Source organism: Bradyrhizobium sp. UFLA01-814 (genome assembly GCF_046718885.1).
Lineage (GTDB): Bacteria > Pseudomonadota > Alphaproteobacteria > Rhizobiales > Xanthobacteraceae > Bradyrhizobium > Bradyrhizobium elkanii.
Genome location: NZ_JAQOSR010000069.1, coordinates 21,648 through 42,024, shown reverse-complemented (window position 1 = coordinate 42,024; position 20,377 = coordinate 21,648). Strand labels below are relative to the sequence as shown.

General features: G+C 63.9%; 18 protein-coding genes, 1 pseudogene and 1 riboswitch. Of the genes and pseudogenes, 5 read left to right on the top strand and 14 right to left on the bottom strand.

Going from position 1 to position 20,377, the window contains the following annotated elements; translation table 11 throughout:
- Positions 1–318: 318 nt before the first annotated feature.
- Positions 319–1,707, top strand: a complete 1,389-nt coding sequence (locus tag PMN64_RS21580) for a P-loop ATPase, Sll1717 family (RefSeq protein WP_411782068.1) — start codon at positions 319–321, stop codon at positions 1,705–1,707.
- Positions 1,708–1,827: 120 nt separating this feature from the next.
- Here the strand turns inward: PMN64_RS21580 and PMN64_RS21575 are convergent.
- From PMN64_RS21575 to PMN64_RS21540, 8 genes and pseudogenes are all read right to left on the bottom strand, one after another.
- Positions 1,828–2,025 (bottom strand): annotated as a pseudogene (locus PMN64_RS21575) (hypothetical protein); the annotation flags it as partial.
- Between the two features lie 104 nt (positions 2,026–2,129).
- Positions 2,130–2,525 (bottom strand): hypothetical protein, encoded by a 396-nt coding sequence (locus PMN64_RS21570; protein ID WP_411782067.1) that lies wholly within the window; start codon positions 2,523–2,525, stop codon positions 2,130–2,132.
- 390 nt (positions 2,526–2,915) lie between these two features.
- Positions 2,916–4,814, bottom strand: a complete 1,899-nt coding sequence (thiC, locus tag PMN64_RS21565) for a phosphomethylpyrimidine synthase ThiC (protein WP_411782066.1) — start codon at positions 4,812–4,814, stop codon at positions 2,916–2,918.
- 173 nt (positions 4,815–4,987) lie between these two features.
- Entirely contained in the window at positions 4,988–5,596 is a 609-nt protein-coding gene (thiE, locus tag PMN64_RS21560) for a thiamine phosphate synthase (protein WP_411782065.1), read from the bottom strand.
- The gene (locus PMN64_RS21555; protein WP_028332604.1) at positions 5,583–6,365 is read right to left on the bottom strand and encodes a thiazole synthase; all 783 of its coding nucleotides are present in this window, start codon (positions 6,363–6,365) and stop codon (positions 5,583–5,585) included. The genes thiE and PMN64_RS21555 overlap by 14 nt, the downstream gene beginning before the upstream one ends.
- Positions 6,366–6,571: 206 nt before the next feature.
- Entirely contained in the window at positions 6,572–6,769 is a 198-nt protein-coding gene (gene thiS / locus PMN64_RS21550) for a sulfur carrier protein ThiS (protein WP_411782064.1), read from the bottom strand.
- Positions 6,760–7,773 (bottom strand): FAD-dependent oxidoreductase, encoded by a 1,014-nt coding sequence (locus PMN64_RS21545; protein ID WP_411782063.1) that lies wholly within the window; start codon positions 7,771–7,773, stop codon positions 6,760–6,762. The genes thiS and PMN64_RS21545 overlap by 10 nt, the downstream gene beginning before the upstream one ends.
- Positions 7,761–7,902: riboswitch (TPP riboswitch) on the bottom strand. It overlaps the preceding gene by 13 nt.
- Positions 7,903–8,074: 172 nt before the next feature.
- Positions 8,075–8,596, bottom strand: coding sequence for a transglycosylase SLT domain-containing protein (locus PMN64_RS21540; protein WP_411782062.1), 522 nt, complete (start codon positions 8,594–8,596; stop codon positions 8,075–8,077).
- A 370-nt stretch (positions 8,597–8,966) separates the two neighbouring features.
- Here PMN64_RS21540 and PMN64_RS21535 point away from each other — a divergent pair, with 370 nt between their 5' ends.
- Positions 8,967–9,164 carry a hypothetical protein gene (locus tag PMN64_RS21535; protein WP_028332600.1) on the top strand — a complete coding sequence of 66 codons (198 nt, stop codon included), beginning with the start codon at positions 8,967–8,969 and terminating at the stop codon, positions 9,162–9,164.
- Between the two features lie 26 nt (positions 9,165–9,190).
- Here PMN64_RS21535 and PMN64_RS21530 read toward each other — a convergent pair whose 3' ends face one another.
- Together PMN64_RS21530 and PMN64_RS21525 are read right to left on the bottom strand one after the other, a co-directional pair.
- Entirely contained in the window at positions 9,191–10,549 is a 1,359-nt protein-coding gene (locus tag PMN64_RS21530; protein WP_411782061.1) for an ATP-binding protein, read from the bottom strand.
- 2 nt (positions 10,550–10,551) lie between these two features.
- The gene (locus tag PMN64_RS21525; RefSeq protein WP_411782060.1) at positions 10,552–11,289 is read right to left on the bottom strand and encodes a response regulator; all 738 of its coding nucleotides are present in this window, start codon (positions 11,287–11,289) and stop codon (positions 10,552–10,554) included.
- A gap of 268 nt (positions 11,290–11,557) precedes the next feature.
- On the opposite strand from PMN64_RS21525, the gene PMN64_RS21520 reads away from it, so the two are divergent.
- Positions 11,558–11,935 carry a PRC-barrel domain-containing protein gene (locus tag PMN64_RS21520; RefSeq protein WP_028344225.1) on the top strand — a complete coding sequence of 126 codons (378 nt, stop codon included), beginning with the start codon at positions 11,558–11,560 and terminating at the stop codon, positions 11,933–11,935.
- A 114-nt stretch (positions 11,936–12,049) separates the two neighbouring features.
- Here PMN64_RS21520 and PMN64_RS21515 read toward each other — a convergent pair whose 3' ends face one another.
- Positions 12,050–12,286 (bottom strand): hypothetical protein, encoded by a 237-nt coding sequence (locus PMN64_RS21515; protein ID WP_411782059.1) that lies wholly within the window; start codon positions 12,284–12,286, stop codon positions 12,050–12,052.
- On the opposite strand from PMN64_RS21515, the gene PMN64_RS21510 reads away from it, so the two are divergent.
- Together PMN64_RS21510 and PMN64_RS21505 are read left to right on the top strand one after the other, a co-directional pair.
- Complete coding sequence (locus PMN64_RS21510) at positions 12,270–12,809, top strand: PRC-barrel domain-containing protein (RefSeq protein WP_028344227.1); 540 nt, start codon at positions 12,270–12,272, stop codon at positions 12,807–12,809. The genes PMN64_RS21515 and PMN64_RS21510 overlap by 17 nt on opposite strands.
- A 239-nt stretch (positions 12,810–13,048) precedes the next feature.
- Positions 13,049–16,117, top strand: coding sequence for an alpha-mannosidase (locus PMN64_RS21505; RefSeq protein ID WP_411782057.1), 3,069 nt, complete (start codon positions 13,049–13,051; stop codon positions 16,115–16,117).
- A gap of 84 nt (positions 16,118–16,201) precedes the next feature.
- On the opposite strand, the gene PMN64_RS21500 is transcribed toward PMN64_RS21505, so the two are convergent.
- The 3 genes from PMN64_RS21500 to PMN64_RS21490 all read right to left on the bottom strand — a co-directional run bounded on the left by PMN64_RS21500 (position 16,202) and on the right by PMN64_RS21490 (position 20,165).
- Complete coding sequence (locus PMN64_RS21500; RefSeq protein WP_028342234.1) at positions 16,202–17,416, bottom strand: ABC transporter substrate-binding protein; 1,215 nt, start codon at positions 17,414–17,416, stop codon at positions 16,202–16,204.
- Positions 17,417–17,716: 300 nt separating this feature from the next.
- Positions 17,717–19,285 carry a DUF4403 family protein gene (locus tag PMN64_RS21495; protein WP_411782056.1) on the bottom strand — a complete coding sequence of 523 codons (1,569 nt, stop codon included), beginning with the start codon at positions 19,283–19,285 and terminating at the stop codon, positions 17,717–17,719.
- A gap of 190 nt (positions 19,286–19,475) precedes the next feature.
- Positions 19,476–20,165 (bottom strand): L,D-transpeptidase, encoded by a 690-nt coding sequence (locus PMN64_RS21490; protein ID WP_283069529.1) that lies wholly within the window; start codon positions 20,163–20,165, stop codon positions 19,476–19,478.
- Positions 20,166–20,377: the final 212 nt, after the last annotated feature.

The following is a 20,377-nucleotide window of genomic DNA, read 5'->3' as shown; positions in this document are numbered from 1 at the left end:
CCATGGTCGTCGGCAGCGTCAGATGTGTATAAGAGACAGGAGTTTGGTGCGGGGGCGGGTGGCGGTGTGCAAGCCGCGGCTGCACGAGCGTCGGCGTAGGCGTTCCGTAGTTGTTTTGTGGTCCGTATGAGCGCAGCAATGTTCGAGGCATTTTTACCCCAAATGTCGCTTCACCCATCAGGGCTATTTGCTGTCGCTTCGCTCATGCGGGTAGATGCTACTTAAGACTAGTGTCGCCCGCTAGCGGCTGACGCACGCGAGGTCTATAAGATCGTGAGAATCATTATCGACCACCTATAGTTGCCAAGTGGAAAATCGATGGCCAAGCTCTCCCTCACTCAGTTTGAAACATTTGGAGATGTCGCAGCAGAAGATGACGCCGTCCTCGACTATTTCGTTTCAACGAATGCCGTTCAACGAATTGAAAAGCGCGAAGCGTTTCTCGTGCTTGGTCGAAAGGGAACTGGGAAAACTGCGATCGTTAGATATCTTACGGAGGGCAAGGTTCGACCGCTTTCTAAAGCCTTGAACCTTCGCGGGTACCCTTGGAATGTCCACGCAAGTCGTGTGGACCATGGCGCGTCAGACATTGAGGCCTACGTTTCTTCGTGGCGCTATCTTATCGCCGTCGAACTGGCTACCCTTGTTATCGCGCATCCAAAAGGTGGCGCGAGTGTACATGCGAAACCCTTGCAGCAGTTTTTGACGGATAACTATGGCGGAACAAACCCGGAATTGTCGGACATATTGCGACCGAGCAAGCTACGCTTAGAGAAATTTTCGCTACAGCCTTCGATTATGGGAAACCAGCTAGGTTCGGTAAGCCTCAACAGGCCTGAGCAGGATCACCAATTTGGCCTTGAACTTAATGCATTGGCCAACTCAATATTTAGCGCTGTTGAAAAGGTCTCTACTGATGCGAAGCTCGACTCGTTGAGCCTACATTTCGATGAGCTTGATCAAGGATTGTCAGCGTTAGACGAAGCTCGCAGCAAGATGCTAATCGGACTTGTTCTGGCGGCGCGCGATATAAAGCGAAACGGCGAGCGACAGTATGGTGCCGTCAATCCCGTGGTGTACCTTCGAACCGACCTATGGGATGAACTCCAGTTTTCTGACAAAAACAAAATCAGCCAAACCTTGACGTTTCACTTGGAGTGGAATCCGAAGTCCCTGCTGGATCTTGTAGAGACGCGACTTCGTGCGAAACTGTCGTCGAATGCTTCTTGGGCCGACATCGCAGATGATAGCCTAATGCGAGGTTCGCAAAGCAAATGGAATCATATATTGGCGCGAACATTCTTGCGACCGCGCGATGTGATTCGCTTTCTGAACACAGCTCTGGAGCGTGCCAAGGAACGAAATTATGGATCGCCACTTGTCTTTCTTAATGAGGACATTGTGGGCTCTCGCGAAGATTATTCGTCTTATCTGAAGCAGGAGCTTGATGATGAGATCCGTCCCCACTGGGCTTACTGGGACGAAGCGCTCCAGGCATGCTCAGCGATAAGCACCATTACATTTGAGCGTGGCCTTTTTGAAGAAGAGTATGCGAAGCGAAAATCACCAAAAAACCCGATCACTGCATCGGAGGCGTTGTCTCTCTTGTATAGATTTTCAGTTGTTGGGTACGAGCGCAGGAGCGGCTACGGCGGATCGTCTTGGGCCTTCAATATACTGATCCCGAAGCCGGCTGGGATAACGTAGCCAATCGCTTTAAGGTTCATCTCGGATTGAAGGAATATGCAAAGCTGAGAGAGACTAGAGAGTAAGAGAGCTTAAGGATATGACTCAGTGGCAGAATGACCGGGCAATGCTCGGTCATTTTCATTTCGTGTAGAACGTGCCCGGGAGCCCTCGCAACACTCGATTGCTCTCCTCCACTTTCTCCGCATCGAGATACACGCTTTCACCCATCTCCTTGAACTTGACGCTCGTCTGCGCTATGCCCTGCTCCTTGTCGTTGAGTGTCGCGGCGTAGTCGCGGACGTCCCGGGTGATCTTAATGGGCCTGAAGCGTAAGCCCATCTTATCGCGATCATTGCGATGGCGCGCGAAGGTGCTGTGGCGGGCGACCGGACCTTCGCCAGCCGATCATCCACCTACTCTCAGGCCGTCGCCGCCGAATATCACATCGAGCAGCGAACATACGGCGTCTCCACGGGCACCGGTTCCTTGGAGCTGAGTATGATCTTGTTCTCGCCGGAGAGTTTTATGTCGAATGACACGTCCGAAACCGCGACGCCGTCCGAGCACGACGCAATCACGCGAACATTCTGCCCGTCATCATGCAGCGATTTGACGGTACATTTCTGAAACGTGCCGGTGATTTGTTTCCCCTGGACGATCAAGCCGCCCGCGTTGAGGTCGGCATCCTTCTTGAACGCGAGCTTGTTGTTCTCCTTGGTGAAGACCTGATTGCAAGCCGAGGCGTCGATCGTCCAGGCTCCGCTCAAATCCGCAGCCTGTGTCGAGGCCGTTTGCGCAACGAGAAGTATGAATAGCACCGCATTGAAGGTTCTCATGAAACTCTCCAATCAAATGGTCACTAGACTGCTGGACCCTCTGCGAGGCGAACGTGGAATTGGCGCTCAATCGTCTATTTGAGGGCAGGGGTAATATCCCCGACGCAACCTTCATCGCTTTTGAGCGTCATAGCAAGCGATGAGATGGCGGATTTTTCGTTGATCCAAGTCAAGGGTTCTGCGGAGCGCCTGGTGTGGCCCTGGGCCGGTTGCTGTCGTGACCGGCCCTCTACAAGCCGCACACACGCACTAAATCATAAGTGAATGATCCAGACGCAAAAAGGCCGGGCTTTCACCCGGCCCTTCGTATTTCGATGGATGCGCGGGTCATCTCGCGCGAAGACGCGCTTCGCGCTGTTGCCCGGCAAGACGAGCGGTGAGGGCGAGCCCTCACAATACCCGATTGCTCTCCTTCACCTTGTCCGCATCGAGATACACGCTAGACCCCATCTCCTTGAACTTGGCGCTCATCGTCGCCATGCCGTCCTCGATGGTGGCTGACACCGACATCCCAACGCCCGTCGGGTCGTTGAGCGTCGCAGCGTAGTCGCGGACGTCCTGGGTGATCTTCATCGAGCAGAATTTCGGGCCGCACATCGAGCAGAAATGCGCGACCTTGTGGGCTTCCTTCGGCAGGGTCTCGTCGTGGAAGTTCTTCGCGGTGTCCGGATCGAGGCCGAGGTTGAACTGGTCCTCCCAGCGGAAGTCGAACCGGGCACGGCTGAGCGCATCGTCGCGGAGCTGCGCGGCGGGGTGGCCCTTGGCCAGATCAGAGGCATGGGCCGCGATCTTGTAGGTGATGACGCCGGTCTTGACGTCGTTGCGGTCGGGCAGGCCGAGATGCTCCTTCGGCGTGACGTAGCAGAGCATCGCGCAGCCGAACCAGCCGACCATGGCGGCACCAATGCCCGAGGTGATGTGGTCGTAGCCCGGCGCGATGTCGGTCGTCAGCGGCCCGAGGGTGTAGAACGGCGCCTCGCCGCACTCCTTGAGCTGCTTGTCCATGTTGATCTTGATCTTGTGCATCGGGACGTGGCCGGGGCCCTCGATCATGACCTGGCAGCCCTTGTCCCACGCGATCTTCGTCAATTCGCCGAGCGTCTCGAGCTCCGCGAACTGCGCGCGGTCGTTGGCGTCGGCGATCGAGCCGGGACGCAGGCCGTCGCCGAGCGAGAACGAGACATCATACTTGCGCATCAGATCGCAGATCTCGTCGAAATGCGTGTACAGAAAACTCTCCTTGTGATGCGCGAGGCACCACTTCGCCATGATCGAGCCACCGCGCGACACGATGCCGGTGACGCGGTTGGCGGTGAGGTGGATGTAAGGGAGGCGCACGCCGGCGTGGATCGTGAAATAGTCGACGCCCTGTTCGCACTGCTCGATCAGCGTGTCCTTGTAGAGCTCCCAGGTCAGCTTGACGGGATCGCCGTCGCACTTCTCCAGCGCCTGGTAGATCGGCACGGTGCCGATCGGCACCGGCGAGTTGCGCAAAATCCATTCGCGGGTGGTATGGATGTTGCGCCCCGTCGAGAGGTCCATCACGGTGTCGGCGCCCCAGCGGATCGCCCACACCATCTTGTCGACCTCTTCCTCGACCGACGAGGTCACCGCCGAGTTGCCGATATTGGCATTGATCTTGGTCAGAAAGTTGCGGCCGATGATCATCGGCTCGAGCTCGGCATGGTTGATGTTGGAGGGAATGATGGCGCGGCCGCGCGCGATCTCGCTGCGGACGAATTCCGGGGTGATGAAGGCCGGCACGGAGGCGCCGAAGCTTTCGCCGTCGGCAAGCGCGGCCTCGGCGCGCTCGAGCTGCTCCTTGCGGCCGAGATTCTCGCGCTCGGCGACGTAGATCATCTCCTTGGTGATGATGCCGGCGCGGGCGAACTCGAGCTGCGTGATCTTGTGGCCGTCGAGGCCGCGCAGCGGCGTGTGGTGCGCGGTGAACGCCTTGGCGGCGTGGGAGGCGCCGACATTGCCGTTGTCCTCCGGCTTGATGGTGCGGCCCTCATATTCCTCGACGCCGCCGCGCTCCTTGACCCAGGCCAGCCGATTGCGCGGCAGGCCGGCGTTGACGTCGATCGTGACGTTCGGATCGGTGTAGGGGCCCGAGGTGTCGTAGACCGGCAGGTTCGGCTCGCCGGCGCCCTCCGACAGCATGATCTCGCGCAGCGGCACGCGCAGATCGGGCGCGGCCTCCGGAGTCGCAAAGATCTTGCGCGAGGCGGGCAGCGCGCCGGTGGTGACGGCGGGACGGGTGGTGTCGGGATTGGAGCGGATGTTCATGAGGGATCCTCCGTTTTAATTCGTGTGCGTAGCGGTGATGTTGGTTCTCGTCATCCTGAGGTGCTCGCGAAGCGAGCCTCGAAGGATGAACGAGCCGGGCCGTCGCCCTTCGAGGGCCGCTGAAGAAGCGGCCACCTCAGGGTGACGGGATGAACAGTGTGTGCTGACCGCCATCACGCGGCCTCCGCGCTGAGGCCGAGCCATTGTCTGACCCGCGCGTCGGGGTCGGGGTTCTGGGTGACGTCACTGACGACGGCGATCGAATCGGCGCCGGCGGCGAAGATCTCGGCCGCATGCTCGAACTTGATGCCGCCGATCGCGACAAGGGGGATCGCGCCGATCCGTTTCTTCCACTCGGTGATCTTCGGAATGCCCTGCGGCTCGAACCGCATCGATTTGAGCGTGGTGAAGAAGATCGGGCCGAGCGCGACATAGTCGGGCTTGGCGGCGAGCGCGGTGGCGAGCTCGGCGTCGTCATGGGTGGAGATGCCGAGCGTCAATTTCGCTTTGCGAATCTCGCCGAGGTCGGCCTCAGTGAGGTCTTCCTGGCCGAGATGCAGATGCTCGGCGCCGGCGACGATCGCCGCGCGCCAATAGTCGTTGACGACGAGCTTGGTCGGCGTGCCCTTGGTCACCGCCAGCGCATCGCTGACGATCTGCAGCGCCCCGGCATCGTCGAGTTCCTTGGCGCGCAGCTGGATGGTGCCGACGCCGAGTTTGGTCAGTCGCTCGACCCATTTGATGCTGTCGACGACGGGATAGAAGGGGTCAGGATACGGCATGCCAGAACGGGGTCCCAACGACAGGGGTGGAGGGGGAGGCGAAGTCGCGGGCTTCCATCAGCCCGGCTTCGTAAGCGGTGCGGCCGGCCTCGACGCCGAGGCGGAAGGCATTGGCCATTGCGACGGGATCGGCAGCTTTGGCGACCGCAGTGTTGAGCAGAACGGCGTCATAGCCGAGCTCGAGCGCTTCGGCGGCATGCGACGGCGCGCCTAAGCCGGCGTCGACCACCAGCGTGATGTCGGGCAGGCGGTCGCGCAGCAGCTTCAGCGCGTCGCGGTTGGTGATGCCCTTCGCGCTGCCGATTGGAGCTGCCCACGGCATCACCACCTTGCAGCCAGCGTCGACCAGCCGCGAGGCGACCGAGAAATCCTCGGTGCAATAGGGGAAGACCTCAAAACCGTCCTTGATCAGGATGCCGGCCGCCTCGACCAGGCCGACCACGTCGGGCTGCAGCGTGTCGTTGTCGGCGATCACCTCGAGCTTGATCCACGGCGTGCCGAACAATTCGCGCGCGAGCTTTGCGGTGGTCACCGCCTCCTTGACGCTGCGGCAGCCCGCGGTGTTCGGCAGCACGGTGACGCCGAGCTCGCGGATCAGCGACCAGAACGCATCGCCGGTCTTGCCGCCCGCCGCCTCGCGGCGCAGCGACACCGTGACGATGCTGGCGCCGGAGGCGCGGATCGCGTTCTGCATGATCGCAGGCGAGGGATACAGCGCCGTGCCGATCAGCAGGCGGGACGGGAAGGATTTGCCGTAGAAGGTGACCATGGTGTTAGTGTCTCTCCGCTCTCAGCCCCGCACTCAACTCGTCGTCCCGGCGAAGGCCGGGACCCATACGCCGCGGCCCTTCAGTGAGGCACGCGGGGCGACGTTCTTTCCGGCAATTGCTGGTCGTGGTTATGGGTCCCGGCTCCGTGCGCAAGCGCGCACTCGGCCGGGACGACGTGGGGAGGGACTTTGCGAAATAACTCACATCACCCTCCCTGCCGCGGCGTGATGATCTCGATCTCGTCGCCGGCTTTCAGCGCGGTGTCGGCCCAGCGAGTCTTCGGCACCACGTCGTAGTTCAGCGCGATCGCGAAATGCGTGCCCTCGTAGTCGAGCTCGGCCAGCAGCGCGTCGACGCTGACGGCACTGATCTCCCGCTGCTCGCCGTTGACGATCACGCGCATTGCATCACCTCATTGTCGATTTCGCCGCGCGCGAGATAGGCGAGCGTCAGCTCGGCCAGCGCCGGCGCCAGCAGGAAGCCATGACGGTAGAGTCCGTTCACCGTGATGCGTTCCTGCTCGATCCTGATTTTCGGCAGATTGTCGGGGAATGCCGGGCGCAGGCCGGCGCCGAATTCGACGATGCGGGCCTCGGCGAACGCCGGATGCACGACATAGGCCGCGCCCAAGAGCTCAAGCGCCGAGCGCACGCTGACGCCGTTATCCTCGGCCTCGATCGAGGTCGCGCCCAGCATGAAGCGGCCGTCGCCGCGCGGGATCACGTAAAGCGGCCAGCGCGGATGGATCAGCCGCACCGGGCGCGCCAATTCGACCTCGGAGGTCTCGATGATGATCATCTCGCCCTTGACGCCGCGCAAGCTCGGCTCGCGGTCGCGCGCGGCAAGGCCGCGGCAGTCGATCACGACGCCGTCGAGATCGGCTGCCTCGGCGTCGCTGCCGAACTTGATGGCGCCACCGGCCTTGGCGATCGCGGCATGCAGCCGCGGCAGCACGCGGCGCGGCTCGACATGGCCCTCGTCGGGATAGAACAGGGCGTCACGGAAACGGCCCTCGAGCGACGGCTCGAGCCCGCGAACGCCCTCGGCGTCGAGCCGGCGATGGCCGGTGGTAAGGCGGGCAAAGCGCTCGAAATCGGCGCGGTCGCGCGGATGCGCCACCACCAGCGAGCCGTTGAACGGGGTTTCCGGAACGTGCTGCCGCCACAGCTCGAGCGAGCGGATGCCGAGCCGGGAGATCACGGGCTCGGAGGCTTCCGCCTCGCACCAGGGCGCCAGCATCCCGCCGGCCCAGTGGCTTGTGGATTCCGTCATCGCGGCGTCACTGCGCTCATGCAGGGTGACGGCACGTCCGGCCTCTGCGAGCAACAGCGCATGCCAGGCGCCGGCTATGCCTGCGCCGATGATGGTGACGGGGGAATCCCCCCGCGGTCTTGACGTCTGATACATCCCTGTCCCTTCGCCGGCATGACCCGGATCAGGTTCAAAGGGTCACCGCGGTCCCGGACTATTTGCCTACTGGCTAGTCCAAGCTTGCGGTATCTCAGCTCCTCCTTCGGAGCACCCCTCGGAACGCCCCTAATGTAGGCGGATAGGCTTGTGTGTCAACTTGTATGCCAGACGCGGGCGCGTTGCGGTGCCGCACCTCTTCACACCAGGTTGCTGGCGGAATGATTGCGTGATTTGCGTTGAGAGGCGGTGTCGCGGATGGCCGGCCACGCTGTGCGGCTGCGCGCAGACGCGATCGGCGCTATTTTTCGGCCTGTTCCGGCTTCGGCTCGGCGGTATCGGCTGTCATTTGCTCCGACTTGGCGAGCTCCTTCGGCGGTGCACCCGCGCCGCCATGCTTCGCTTCCTTCAGGTGATCCCCGCGCTGGCGCTTTGCGGCGTAGTAATACCCGCCCGCGAAGTAACGCACGGCTCGATCGTGATTGCCATTGGCGGCGCGATAGGCGCCGGCGAGGTACTTGATGCCGTATTTGAGGTTGGTCTGGGGATCGCGCAGACCCTCGGCGGTACCGGTGTAGCCGAGGCCGCGTGCAGTGCCGAGCTTGATCTGCATCAGCCCGATGGTGCCGCCGCGTCCGATCAGCTGCGGATGGTACTTGCTCTCGCGCACGATGACGCGATGCACCAGCTCTTCCGGCACGAGGTTGGCCTGGGCCTCGGCCGCCACCATCGCCTCATATTGCGCGCGCGATTGCGCCTGCGCGCTCGCGCAGGACGCCAGCACCGCGATCGCAAGGCAGCCAAGGGCTTGTACGGTCTTCATCTCGGTCGCTCGGGGCTTTCAGATGCGCGTCGGTTCTGCGGTCTCATTGGTACGGCGAGCGGGCAGGAATGTGGCAGAACCTTCGCATCAGCGAACGTTATGCGTCCGTGATTGTCCGGATGCCGGTGGGCCGGCCGACGATTGCGCGAATGATGCTTCAAATTGTTCGCTTCAACCGTCTCAGCCAAAAATTGTCTTGGCCTGCAATTTCCTTGTAATTTTTCTGACTAATTTTGCCGCACGCTATCCACAGCAGTTTGTCGTGCAAACGAATCAATGAAGGTCTAGACTTCATCCACGACAGGGTGCGCGATCGTTCAGTCAGCAGCTCTGTCCAAGCACGCAAGAAACAACATTCGGGAGATGCGCCATGGTCCGTCAGGACACCGGCTATATGCCTCGCGAAAATCCCTGCGCGCAATGCGGTAAGCCGATCGCTCGCCCCGATTGGGTGGAGCACAGCGAAGGCCGTTCCTCGTTCTTGTGGAATTGCCGCGCCTGCAATTACCGCTTCGAGGCCATCGCGATCTACGAGGAAGCGGAGCTCATTACGCCGCTCGCCGCCTGACGTCTCATCACATCGGCTTGCGCTGATCAGGCCGCGGATTTCTGCCGCGGCCGCAATTGCTGTTGCCGCGCCGGCAATTCGATCCGGACCACGAGCCCGTGCGGCCTGCGATCGTGCAGCGACAGCGTGCCGGCATGCGCGAGCACGATGGCGTTGGCGATCGACAGGCCAAGGCCGAAGCCTTCGGCCTCATCCATATTGCGCGCCTGGTCGCCGCGCACGAACGGCTCCAGCACGCTCGCCTTGTGCGCATCCGAGATGCCGGGCCCGTCATCCTCGATGTCGACGACGAGGCGGTCGGGCTTGACGTCGAGGCGCACGGCAACTTCGCCGCCGAACCGCACGGCATTCTCAACCAGATTGGTGATGCAGCGATGCAGGTCGGCCGGCCGCGCGGTCGCCATCGCGTGCTGCGGGCCCGTGTAGCTGACCTTGTGTCCCATGTCCGCGAACTGATCGGTGACGAGGTGCAGCGTGCTCGCGATGTCGACCAGCGTCATCTCCTCGAGCTTGCGGTCGTTGCGCAGGAACGACAGCACCGATTCCAGCATCGAGCGCATCTGGTCGAGGTCGCGCAGCATGCGGTGGCGGTGGGTCTCGTCCTCGATGAATTCGGCGCGCAGCCGCATCCGCGTGATCGGCGTGCGCAGATCATGGCTGATCGCGGCCAGCATCTTGGTGCGATCGTCGATCAATGCGGTGATGCGCTCGCGCATCCGGTTCAGCGCCCGGGCCAGCGAACGGATCTCCTCCGGACCGCGCTCGGGCAGCGGCGCGGCGGCGCCGTTCAGGCTGAAGGTCTCGGCGGCCTTGACGAAGGACGACAGCGGCGCGGTCAGCGCCCATGCTGCCCACAGGCCGAGCAGGGTGACGCTGATGACGGCGAACAGCACCGTCATCATCCACGGTCCGCCCCAGAACGGCCGCATGTGCTGATCCGGCGTCAGGTTGGCGGCGAACATGGCGCCGTCGGGCAGGCGGATCGCGACGCGGCGAATTTCGCCGTCATGCGGCGTGCCGCCGGCCTCGCGCGGCAGCAGGAAGATGCGATAGCCGGCGCCGAGCCGGCGCAGCGCGTGCAGGCTCGGCGCGTCGGTTTCGGTGAGCGCGCCGGCATCGGCCGGCAGGTCGCCGATCGCAAGTTGCGGGAAGGCGCGGGCGACGTCGGCCACGAGCCGCGGCCGCTCCGACGCCGGGGCATGCCCGAGCAGCTGCGCGGCGGCGGCGAGCTGGGTGTGCCAGCGATCCGAAGGCTCCAGCCGATCAGGGCGATGGATCAGGAAGGTGGCGGTGATGATCAAATGCAGCGCGACGATCGAAACGACGACCAGCGCCGCCATCTGGGCGCCGATCCCCCGCAGACTCAGCACGCGCAGCAGCTTCATGGTCAGTTGTTCGTGGCGGCAACCGCCTCCACCCTCGGCGTGAACACATAGCCGCCGGAACGCACCGTCTTGATCATGCTGGCTTCCTGCGGATCGGGCTCGATCTTGCGGCGGATGCGGCTGACCAGCACGTCGATCGAACGTTCGAACGAGCCGGCGCTGCGGCCCTGGGTCAGGTCGAGCAGGCTGTCGCGCGACAGCACGCGGCCGGGCCGCTCGCAGAAGGTGCGCAGCAGGTCGAACTCGGCGCTGGTCATGGCGACGCGCGCGCCTTCGGGGTTGCGCAACTCGCGCAGGCGGATGTCGATACGCCAGCCGAGGAAGGTCAGCGTGGTCGCGCCCTCGATCGCGCTGGCGTTGCGCGCGGCAGCCTGCCGACGCAGCACCGCGTTGATCCGCGCCAGCAGCTCGCGCGGGTTGAACGGCTTTGCCAGGTAATCGTCGGCGCCCATCTCGAGGCCGAGGATGCGGTCGACGTCCTCGCCGCGCGCGGTCAGCATGATGATCGGCGTCTGCGATTCCGCCCGCACCTTGCGACACAGGCTGAGGCCGTCCTCGCCGGGCAGCATGACGTCGAGCACCAAGAGGTCCACTCGGTGGTCGGTCATCGCCTTGGCCATCTCGCGGCCGTCGCAGGCGGTCGTGACATGACAGGAATTGGTACGGAGATATTTTGCGATAAGGGACCGCGTCTCGCGGTCGTCCTCGACGACAAGGATATTGGGCGCAGCCTGGGTCATACCGATCTTTTGTCCGTGATTCGGGGAAAGCGGCTCAGGAATTTTGTTTCAGTATGTGTCTGAAATCTTGCCCGGCTATCCGGGTTAACAGGTCGGCGGCAGGGAGAAAAGTTATCGTTCTGTCATCAATCCTGGCGCCCTGAAATGCGCGCAGAACCTCCCGGGACAGCTATGTTAGCCGGAGAAAGGGAAGGGCGGCTGTCATATCCAGGGCGGAACCCGTCCCCCTTGCGACGCGTTATTTCCCTTTCAGGTCAGGGAGGGTGAGATGGCTGTCGAGGTCGAGACCAGGCCGCATCAGCTCATTGCAAGCGACCGGGTCGAGGGGACGGCGGTGCGCCGGGCCAATGGCGACATGATCGGCCATATCGAGCGGCTGATGATCGACAAGATCTCGGGCAAGGTGTCGTACGCGGTGTTGAGCTTCGGCGGCTTCCTGGGCATCGGAACCAATTTGATCCCGCTGCCCTGGGGCCGGCTGCACTACAACCCGAAGTTCGAGGCCTATGAGCTCGACATCGAGGACGAGGAGCTGAAGCGCGCGCCGTCGTTCCGTGCCGACAAGGATTTCGATTGGGGCGATCGCTCGCAGGAAGTCGAGTTGCATCGCTTCTACGGCGTGCCGCCCTATTGGGGCGGCTTCTGATCGCGCGGCAACATGCGCGCATGATGACGCTCGTCGATCGGTGATGCGGTCGCGGGGCGAGCGCGCGGCTTGTGCAGCGCGGTTCGCCGGGACGACTTAGTGAGCCAAACATCGTCACATCATGGACTGCGCGTCCGGCGCAGTCGTGAGGCTCAACCGCAAGCTTAGTTGAGAGATCACGATCGCTTTCGTCAAGCGGCGCAGCGTTCCATGCGCTGAAAGGTCCTCACCCTGTTCCTCGGCATCCAAGCGGCTTTTGATCGCAGGTCCGTTAGGAACGGTTGCGAAGATGACGGGTTTTCCCAGCATCGATTTTGGAAGAGGAGAGCCATCAATGTTGGTCAAATCCATCGTCGCCGGCCTCGCCGGCACCGCGCTGCTTGCGACCGTCGCCGTTGCGCAGACGCCAACCGACAAGGGCGACAAGATGTCTCCTGCGGCCACGTCGCCGGCTCCAGCGGCATCGACGTCAGCGACGTCGCCGACCGAGTTCAAGGGCAACTGGCGTGCGTCGAAGGTCGCCGGACTCAGCGTCTATAACGACAAGAACGAGAGCGTCGGGTCGATCAACGATCTGCTGATGGACAAGAGCGGTACGATCAAGGCGGTCGTGATCGGTGTCGGCGGCTTCCTTGGCGTCGGCGAGCATCTGGTCGCCGTGCCGCTCGACAAGGTGAAGTTCGTCAGCGAGCCGATCGCCTATACCGGCGCGTCCAACAGCACCGGCGGCACCGCCAAGACGAACACCACCACGGGTGCAGCCCCGGCGGCGGCGGCGTCGAAGCCGAATCCCTGGTATCCGGATCACGCCGTGTTCAACGCGTCCAAGGATGAGCTGAAGGCGATGCCCGAGTTCAAGTACTCGACCGACTAAGGCATATCGCGACCTGCAAGAAAAAGCGCGTCCGGCTGCTGCCGGGCGCGCTTCTTGCTGGCCGGATGGATAAAGTCCGCGAAGAATGTAAGGATTAGGTCAGGCAATCCAATTCGGACAGCGCGTCTCCGGGCATTGGAGAGGTGAGGCATCGGAAAGGTGAGGTCCGCGAAGCGACCCGTTGCAATCTTCATCAACAGATTGAGCTTACGTAATCATTCTTCAAATGGCTGAACCTGATGAATGACAAGGACCGCGAGAGCGGCGATCCCGCGGTAGCCCGGATTCGCGGCCGCTACCCGCAATACACGCGGCGCCGGTTGCAAGGCTTTGCGGAGCGGCTGCAACAGAAGATCCATGCCGACCGCGTGCCGGTCACTTCGCTCGCGCTTGCCGGTCCCACCGAACGGATCAGCCTCGAGGACGCGCTCAAGCTCGATTATCGGGCGGTCCCATTGGGCGAGACGCTGGGACCGCTATGGGCGACTTATTGGGTGCACGTCGTGGCCGAGGTGCCGCAGGCCTGGGCCGGCTCGCGCGTGGATCTGTATTGGGACAGCCGCTCGGAAGCGCTGCTGCGGCTCAACGGACGTTCCTCGCAGGGTCTCAATCCCGGCCGCCACATCGCGCCGCTCGTTCAGTCGGCCCGCGGCGGGGAGACCGTCAGCTTCCATGTGGAGGTGGCCTGCAACGGCCTGTTCGGCGCGTTCTGGAGCGATCCGCAGGCCTACGCGCTGGTCGCCTGCGAGCTGCGCCGCTTCGATCCCGAAGCCTCGGCATTCTATTTCGACTACGAGGTGCTGCGTCAGCTCGAGGCTGACCGCGATCCCACGACAAGGTCGAGGTCATACGGAGCTGTCGGCGAAACGGCGCAGCCGGCGCTGGATCGGACCTGGGCGGGGCGCCTGCTGCACGATCTCAACCGCATCTGCAACATCACCGATCCCGACGATCGCGCGACATGGCCGGCGGCGCGGGCGATCCTCGACGGCCTGCTCGCGGCACGAAACGGCAGCATCACCCACGAGATGTCGGCGATCGGCCACGCCCATCTCGACACGGCATGGCTGTGGCCGCTGGCGGAAACCCGGCGCAAGGCGCAACGCAGCTTCTCCACGGCGGTGGCGCTGATGGAACGCTATCCCGATTTCAAGTTCGCCTGCTCGCAGGCCTATCAGTACGCCGTCATCGAGCAGAATGACCCTGACCTGTTCGCCCGAATTCGCGCCAAGGCCGCCGCCGGCCAATGGATTCCGGTCGGCGGCAGCTGGATCGAGCCGGACTGCAATCTGCCGTGGGGCGAGTCGATCTGCCGTCAGTTCCTCTATGGTCAGCGCTATTTCGAGCAGACGTTCGGTGCGCGCTCCAGCGTGTTCTGGAATCCCGACGTGTTCGGTTACGACGCCCAGCTGCCGCAGCTGATGCAGTCGGCAGGGATGTCGCGCTTCCTGACCCAGAAGCTGTCGTGGAACAAGTTCACCTCACCGCCGCATCACAGCTTCCATTGGCGCGGACTGGATGGCAGCACAGTGCTGGCGCATTTCCCCCCGGCGGACACCTACAACGGATCGGCGCAGGTCGCGGAGCTCCGCTATCACGCCGCCAATTACAAGGACGCCGACCGGTCGTCCGACGCACTCTATCTGTTCGGCTATGGCGACGGCGGCGGCGGTGCCGACGAGACGATGCTCGAGACGTTGCAGCGCGCAAAGGACTTGCAGGGGCTGCCGCGGATCCAGATTCGCTCCGTCGACGAGTTCTTCGACCGCCTGGCGGTATCGGCGCCGGATCTGGCGACGATCGAAGGCGAGCTCTATCTCGAATATCATCGTGGCACCTACACCACGCAAGCCGAGACCAAGCGCCTCAACCGCGCCTGCGAGGCCGGCCTTCAGGCACTCGAATTCGTGACCACTGTCGCGGCTGCCTGCCGGCAACCGGCACCATCCGCACAGGAGATCGAAGCGCTGTGGCGCACGCTGCTGGTCAACCAGTTCCACGACATCATTCCCGGCAGCAGCATCCGCGAGGTCTATGAACGTGCGGAGGTCGAACTCGCCGGCGTGGCGGAGGATGCCGGGCGTCGCACGCAAGCCGTGCTGGCGACACTGTGCGATCCCGAAGACGGCACTTGGACACCCATCAACACGCTGGGCTGCGCGCGTGCCGAGGTCGCGTCCGACCCCGACGGCGAGCTTCGTTACGTCGTCGCCGCGCCGTTTGCGGCGGGCGAATCGACGACGACCGAGGATCGCGTTGTGGTCGCCGCCGATGCGGACGGCTTCGTGCTGTCGAACGCGCGGCTCGAAGCGCGCATTGATCGCAGCGGGCTTGTTCGGTCGCTGCTGCATGTTGCGAGCGGCCGCGAGACCTTCGCATCACCGGCAGCGCGGCTGCTGCTGCTCGATGACCGGCCGCTCGATTTCGAGGCATGGGATATCGATCCGTTCGCGCTGGAGACCGCGCGCGAGGCGGCAGGGGAGGTGAGCTGCGCCGTGCTGTCGGATGGCGGACCGCGCGGCGAGGTCCGTTTCGAGCGCGAGCTCGGAAGCGCGAGCCGGCTCGCGCAGGTGATCCGCCTCGATGCCGGCGCCGATCATCTCGAATTCGAAACCACGGTCGATTGGCAGGAGCGCAAGACGGCGCTGAAGGTCATGTTCCCGGTGGCCTGCCGTGCATCCAACGCAACCTATGAAACCATGTTCGGCGCAACCGAGCGGCCGACGCATGCCAACACGGATGCCGATGCGGCCAAGTACGAGGTGCCCGGCCATCGCTGGGCCGATATCGCCGAGCCGGATTTCGGCGTGTCGCTGTTCAGCGACTGCCGTCACGGCTATTCGGCGTTCGGCAACCAGCTCGCGCTGACGCTGCTGCGCGGCTCCGAATTGCCCGATCCGCAGGCCGATATCGGGCGGCATCGGATGCGCTATGCGATCTATCCCCATCGCGGCGACTGGCGCAGCGCGGACACGGTCGGGCGCGCCTTGCGGTTCGAGCGTCCGGTGCTGTGGACGAAAGGAAAACCGCGCGCGCCGTTGCGACATTCGCTTTTGGCCGCGTCCCCGGGCAACGTGATCGTCGATACGATCAAGCCCGCCGAGGATGGCGACGGCTGGGTGGTGCGGCTCTACGAGAGCGCAGGCATTCGCGTCGCCGCGACGCTCGATTTCGGCGTCGACATCGCGTCGGTGTGGATGAGCAACACCCTGGAAGACCGCATCGAGACCCTGCCGACCGAGGGGCGGGGGTGCCGCCTGGCGCTGCGTCCGTTCCAGATCGCAACGCTGCGGGTCTTCCAGGCGTAGTGCTTGCAGTGAACTTTCGCCCCGCCCGGCTTGCGCGGAGAAGCCGGATCGCATCGCCAGATGCGATCCGGTGTGGCGTAGCCGTCAGTTCGACTTCACCAGCGGACAGCCGCCCTTGTCGAGCGGGCGGAACGCCTCGTCGCCGGGCACGGTGGCGATCAGCTTGTAGAGGTCCCACTCGCCCTTGGATTCCTCGGGCTTCTTGACCTCGAACAGATACATGTCGTGCACCATGCGGCCGTCGATCCGGATATGGCCGTTCTTGGCGAAGAAATCGTTGACCGGCGTGGCGCGCATCTGGGCCATCACCTTCGGCGCCTCGTCGGTGCCGATGGCCTCGATCGCCTTCAGGTAATGCATGGTCGCCGAGTAGAGGCCGGCCTGGATCATGGTCGGCATGTGGCCGACCTTCTCGTTGAAGCGCTTCGAGAAAGCGCGGGTCTCGTCGTTCATGTCCCAGTAGAAGGCGTCGGTGACGATCAGGCCCTGGGTCGCCTTGATGCCGAGCGAATGCGTGTCGGTGATCTCCTGCAGCAGCGCGATCATCTTCTGGCCGCCCTGGGTCAGGCCGAACTCGGAAGCCTGCTTCAGCGCGTTGGTGGTGTCGCCGCCGGCGTTCGCCAGCGCCACGACCTTGGCCTTGGAGGCCTGCGCCTGCAGCAGGAAGGACGAGAAGTCCGACGAGTTGAGCGGATGACGCACGTCGCCCAGCACCTTGCCGCCGCTTTCCTTGACGACATTGGCGGCATCGCGCTCCAGCGCCATGCCGAAGGCGTAGTCGGCGGTGACGAAGAACCAGGTGTCCTCGCCGCGCTTGACCATCGCCTTGCCGGCGACGTTCGACAGAGCATAGGTGTCGTAGGTCCAGTGCACCGTGTTGGGCGAGCAGGCGGTGCCGGTGATATCGGAGGAGCCACCGCCGGAATTGATGTGGATCTTGTTCTTCTCGCGCGTCAGCGCCGAGATCGGCAATGCGACCGACGAGGTCGGCACGTCGAGGATCGCGTCGACCTTGTCGTTGTCGTACCAGTTGCGTGCGATGTTGACGCCGACGTCGGGCTTGTTCTGGTGATCGGCTGCGATCACCTGCACCGGCTTGCCTTTCACCTTGCCGCCGTAATCGGCGACCGCCATCTCGACGGCGGCGACCGAACCCTTGCCGGTGGCGTCCGCATAGAGGCTCGACATGTCGGTGAGCACGCCGATCTTGACGACATCGTCGGAGATCTGGGCGTTCGCCGCGGTCGCGGAGACCGCGAGCGCGAGGCCGGCCGCCGCTGCGGCCAAGAGTGTTTTCATCGTGTTTTTCTCCCTGACTTTTTCGTTGAGGGTTGCTTCCACCGGGGCGTTCTAGCCGTTGCGACAAGCTGTCGCAAAGACGACTTTTTGAGCATGGGCAGGGCAGGGGCGGATGGAACGCGCGAGCGGAGGCCTTGTTACCTCCCCCCGCTCGCGGGGAGAGGCCGGATTGCGACGCAATCCGGGTGAGGGGTTACCGGTTTCACGACAGTCGCCACCCGTGGAGAAGGTCCCTCACCCCACCCGCTCAGAGCGAGCTCGGCTCGTCTCGACCCCGCGAAGAGCAGGGAGAGGACTCGGTTACAGCGCCGGTAACGCGGTGACGGCGGCCTTGATGGTGCCGTCGGTTTCCACGATCACCCGCAACGTCTTGGAATCGAAGTCGATGCCGGCCAGCCGGATGCTGTTGACCTCGGCGTCGACGCGGATGCCCTCCTCGTTCTTCTGCAGGTCGGCGATGGCGGCGGCGACCTTGCGCTGCGCGTTGGTCGCGAATGGCTTCAGGTCGACCACCAGCCGGTCGTTGAGGGTCTGCTGCATGTGCGGGATCGCGGCGCGCGCGGCGGCGCCGAGCAGGCCGAACGCGGCCTCGGATTCCACCGCCAGCTCGACGTCGGTCAGCCGCAGCGTCTGCGACGGCTGGTCGAGCCGCGGCCGGCCCCAGATGTGCACGGTCGCCTCGGCGCCCAGGCCGAACCAGCTGGCCTTCTCCTTGGCGTGCACCAGGAGCGAGATCAGAAGCCGGTCGCCGGAGGCGGCGATGCTCGCGCTCTTGACGGTCACGTCGACCGGCCCGGAGCCGTCCTCGGGGAAGGTCTTGCCCTTGAGCTGCGTCTCGACCAGCTGGCTCAGCGTGGTGAAGGACAGGTCGACCGGCAGGCCGATCGCGACCTGGCTCGCCATCGGCGGCACGATCGAGAGTTTTTCCGGGAATGGGCAGTTCGGGGTGGTCTGCGCCTCCGTGATCCGCGTCTCGGCCTCGATCCCCATCGTCAGGATCAGCGAGGACGCATCGACCTTCGGCTGCGCTGCGATCGCGCGGGTCGGTCGCAGCTCGAGCCACATCGGCGGCATCGAGGTCGTGCCGCCGGTGCCTTGCAGCGGGATCGAGCGGCAGGCCTTGGCCCATTGTACGCGGGCATTGTTCTGGAACACCGGGTCGTTGTGCAACCGGGCCTCGACTACGGAAATCTGGTCGGCGACCGCCTTGTCGATGACGGGCTTGACCTGGGCCGGCACGCTGATGCGGACGCCGGCCGTCGACAGGCTGGTGTCGCCGAGATTGACCTGCGCCTGCAGGTTCGGCTCGATCCGCCAGGACACGCCGAGCTTCGGCCGCGCGGTGAGGGTGACGTTGCCCTTGATCTCGGCGTTGGCGTTGACGTTCTTGATGTTCACGGCGCCGATCTGCTTGGCGACATTGCCGCCGAGCAGGCTGCCGAGCGCGTCACTGACCGCGCCGGTTGCCTTGGCGGACAACGCGCCGGTGACCTTGAGCGTGCCGTTGATCGGGGTGGTCAGCGTCAGCACGTCCTGCGCGCCGGTGGCCGCGATCGGCCCGCGCGATGCGGTCCAGCCGATGTCGGCATTTTGCAGGATTTGCTGGACCGGGTTGTCGGCCTTGCCGCCGAAGGTCTTCGGCGCGCCGCGTTCGGCAGCGTCGCGGATCGCCGACAGCGCGACCGAGACCTGCGCCACGATCGTCGAGGAACGCGGCGCCTGCGGCAGCGGCGGCAGCTCCGCGAGCTTCGGCTTCTGCACGGTGACGCTCGGCGCGAGCCAGTCCATTGCCTTGAGGCTGATCACGAACGAGACCAGCACCACCGCGATCCCGAGCGCTATCGTCCTTGGATGCATCGGTAGACGCATCATTCCCCCGGATGAAAATCAACTTGACGGGTTGTACAGGCCCCCCGACGAGGGCGCCAGTGTGGCGGGATCAAGCTGCTTCAGGGGCGGAAGGCGTTAAGGTTGATGAACGCGGCGACGGCCCCGGCACGAAGTGCCGGAGCCGTCGTCGAGGACGCCTTTATTAAGGGACGCCTTGGAGGGGAGGGACTTAGCGGACGGCCGAGCCGAGATCGGCGCGGCGGTCGGTCATCGGCAGCACGATCACCTTGGTGCCGACGCTGACTCGCGAATAGAGGTCGGAGACATCTGCATTGGTCAGGCGCAGGCAACCTGAGGACACGCGGGTGCCGATCGTCTCCGGCGCGTTGGTGCCGTGGATGCGGTAGATGGTGCCGCCGAGATACATGGCGCGGGCGCCGAGCGGATTGCCGGGGCCGCCGGCCATGTGGCGCGGCAGATAGGGCTGGCGGGCGATCATTTCCGGCGGGGGCGTCCAATCCGGCCACTCCGCCTTCTTGGTGATGGTCTGGGTGCCCGACCAGGTGAAGCCGTCGCGGCCGATGCCGATGCCGTAGCGCATGGCCTGACCGTTGCCGAGCACGAGATAGAGATAGGTGTGCGGCGTGTCGATGATGATGGTGCCGGGCGCCTCGCGCGTCGGATAGGCGACGACCTGGCGGCGCAGGCGGGCGGGCAATTCGACGGAACGGTCTTCCTCCTGCGCCTGCGGCATCGACTGCACCGGCGGCTGCACGGCCTCGGTCGGCGGCGTCAGGATGAAGGGGAACATCGGCAGCGGAGCGGCCGCGGCGGTATTTGCGAATGAGACGGTGCCAATCGCCAGCGCACCGAAGGCGGCGGCAGCGAGACGCGAGTTCAGCTTGATGGAATTGAACATTGTCGACCCCTGTTGTTTGCGCCCTGCGCGCCAGTTCCGGCGCGTCGTTGGCTCAAACCAGTACAGGTGAGGCGTTTCAGGACGTTTGCACGAAATCGCCAAAATGGTTTCGTGCCGTTAGGGAATTGTTTCGTGCGTGTTTCGTCGCACGGTTAAGGCCGGGTTGCCGGGAAGGGGGTGTACCGCCGCAAGACAGTCTTCCTGGCACGGCG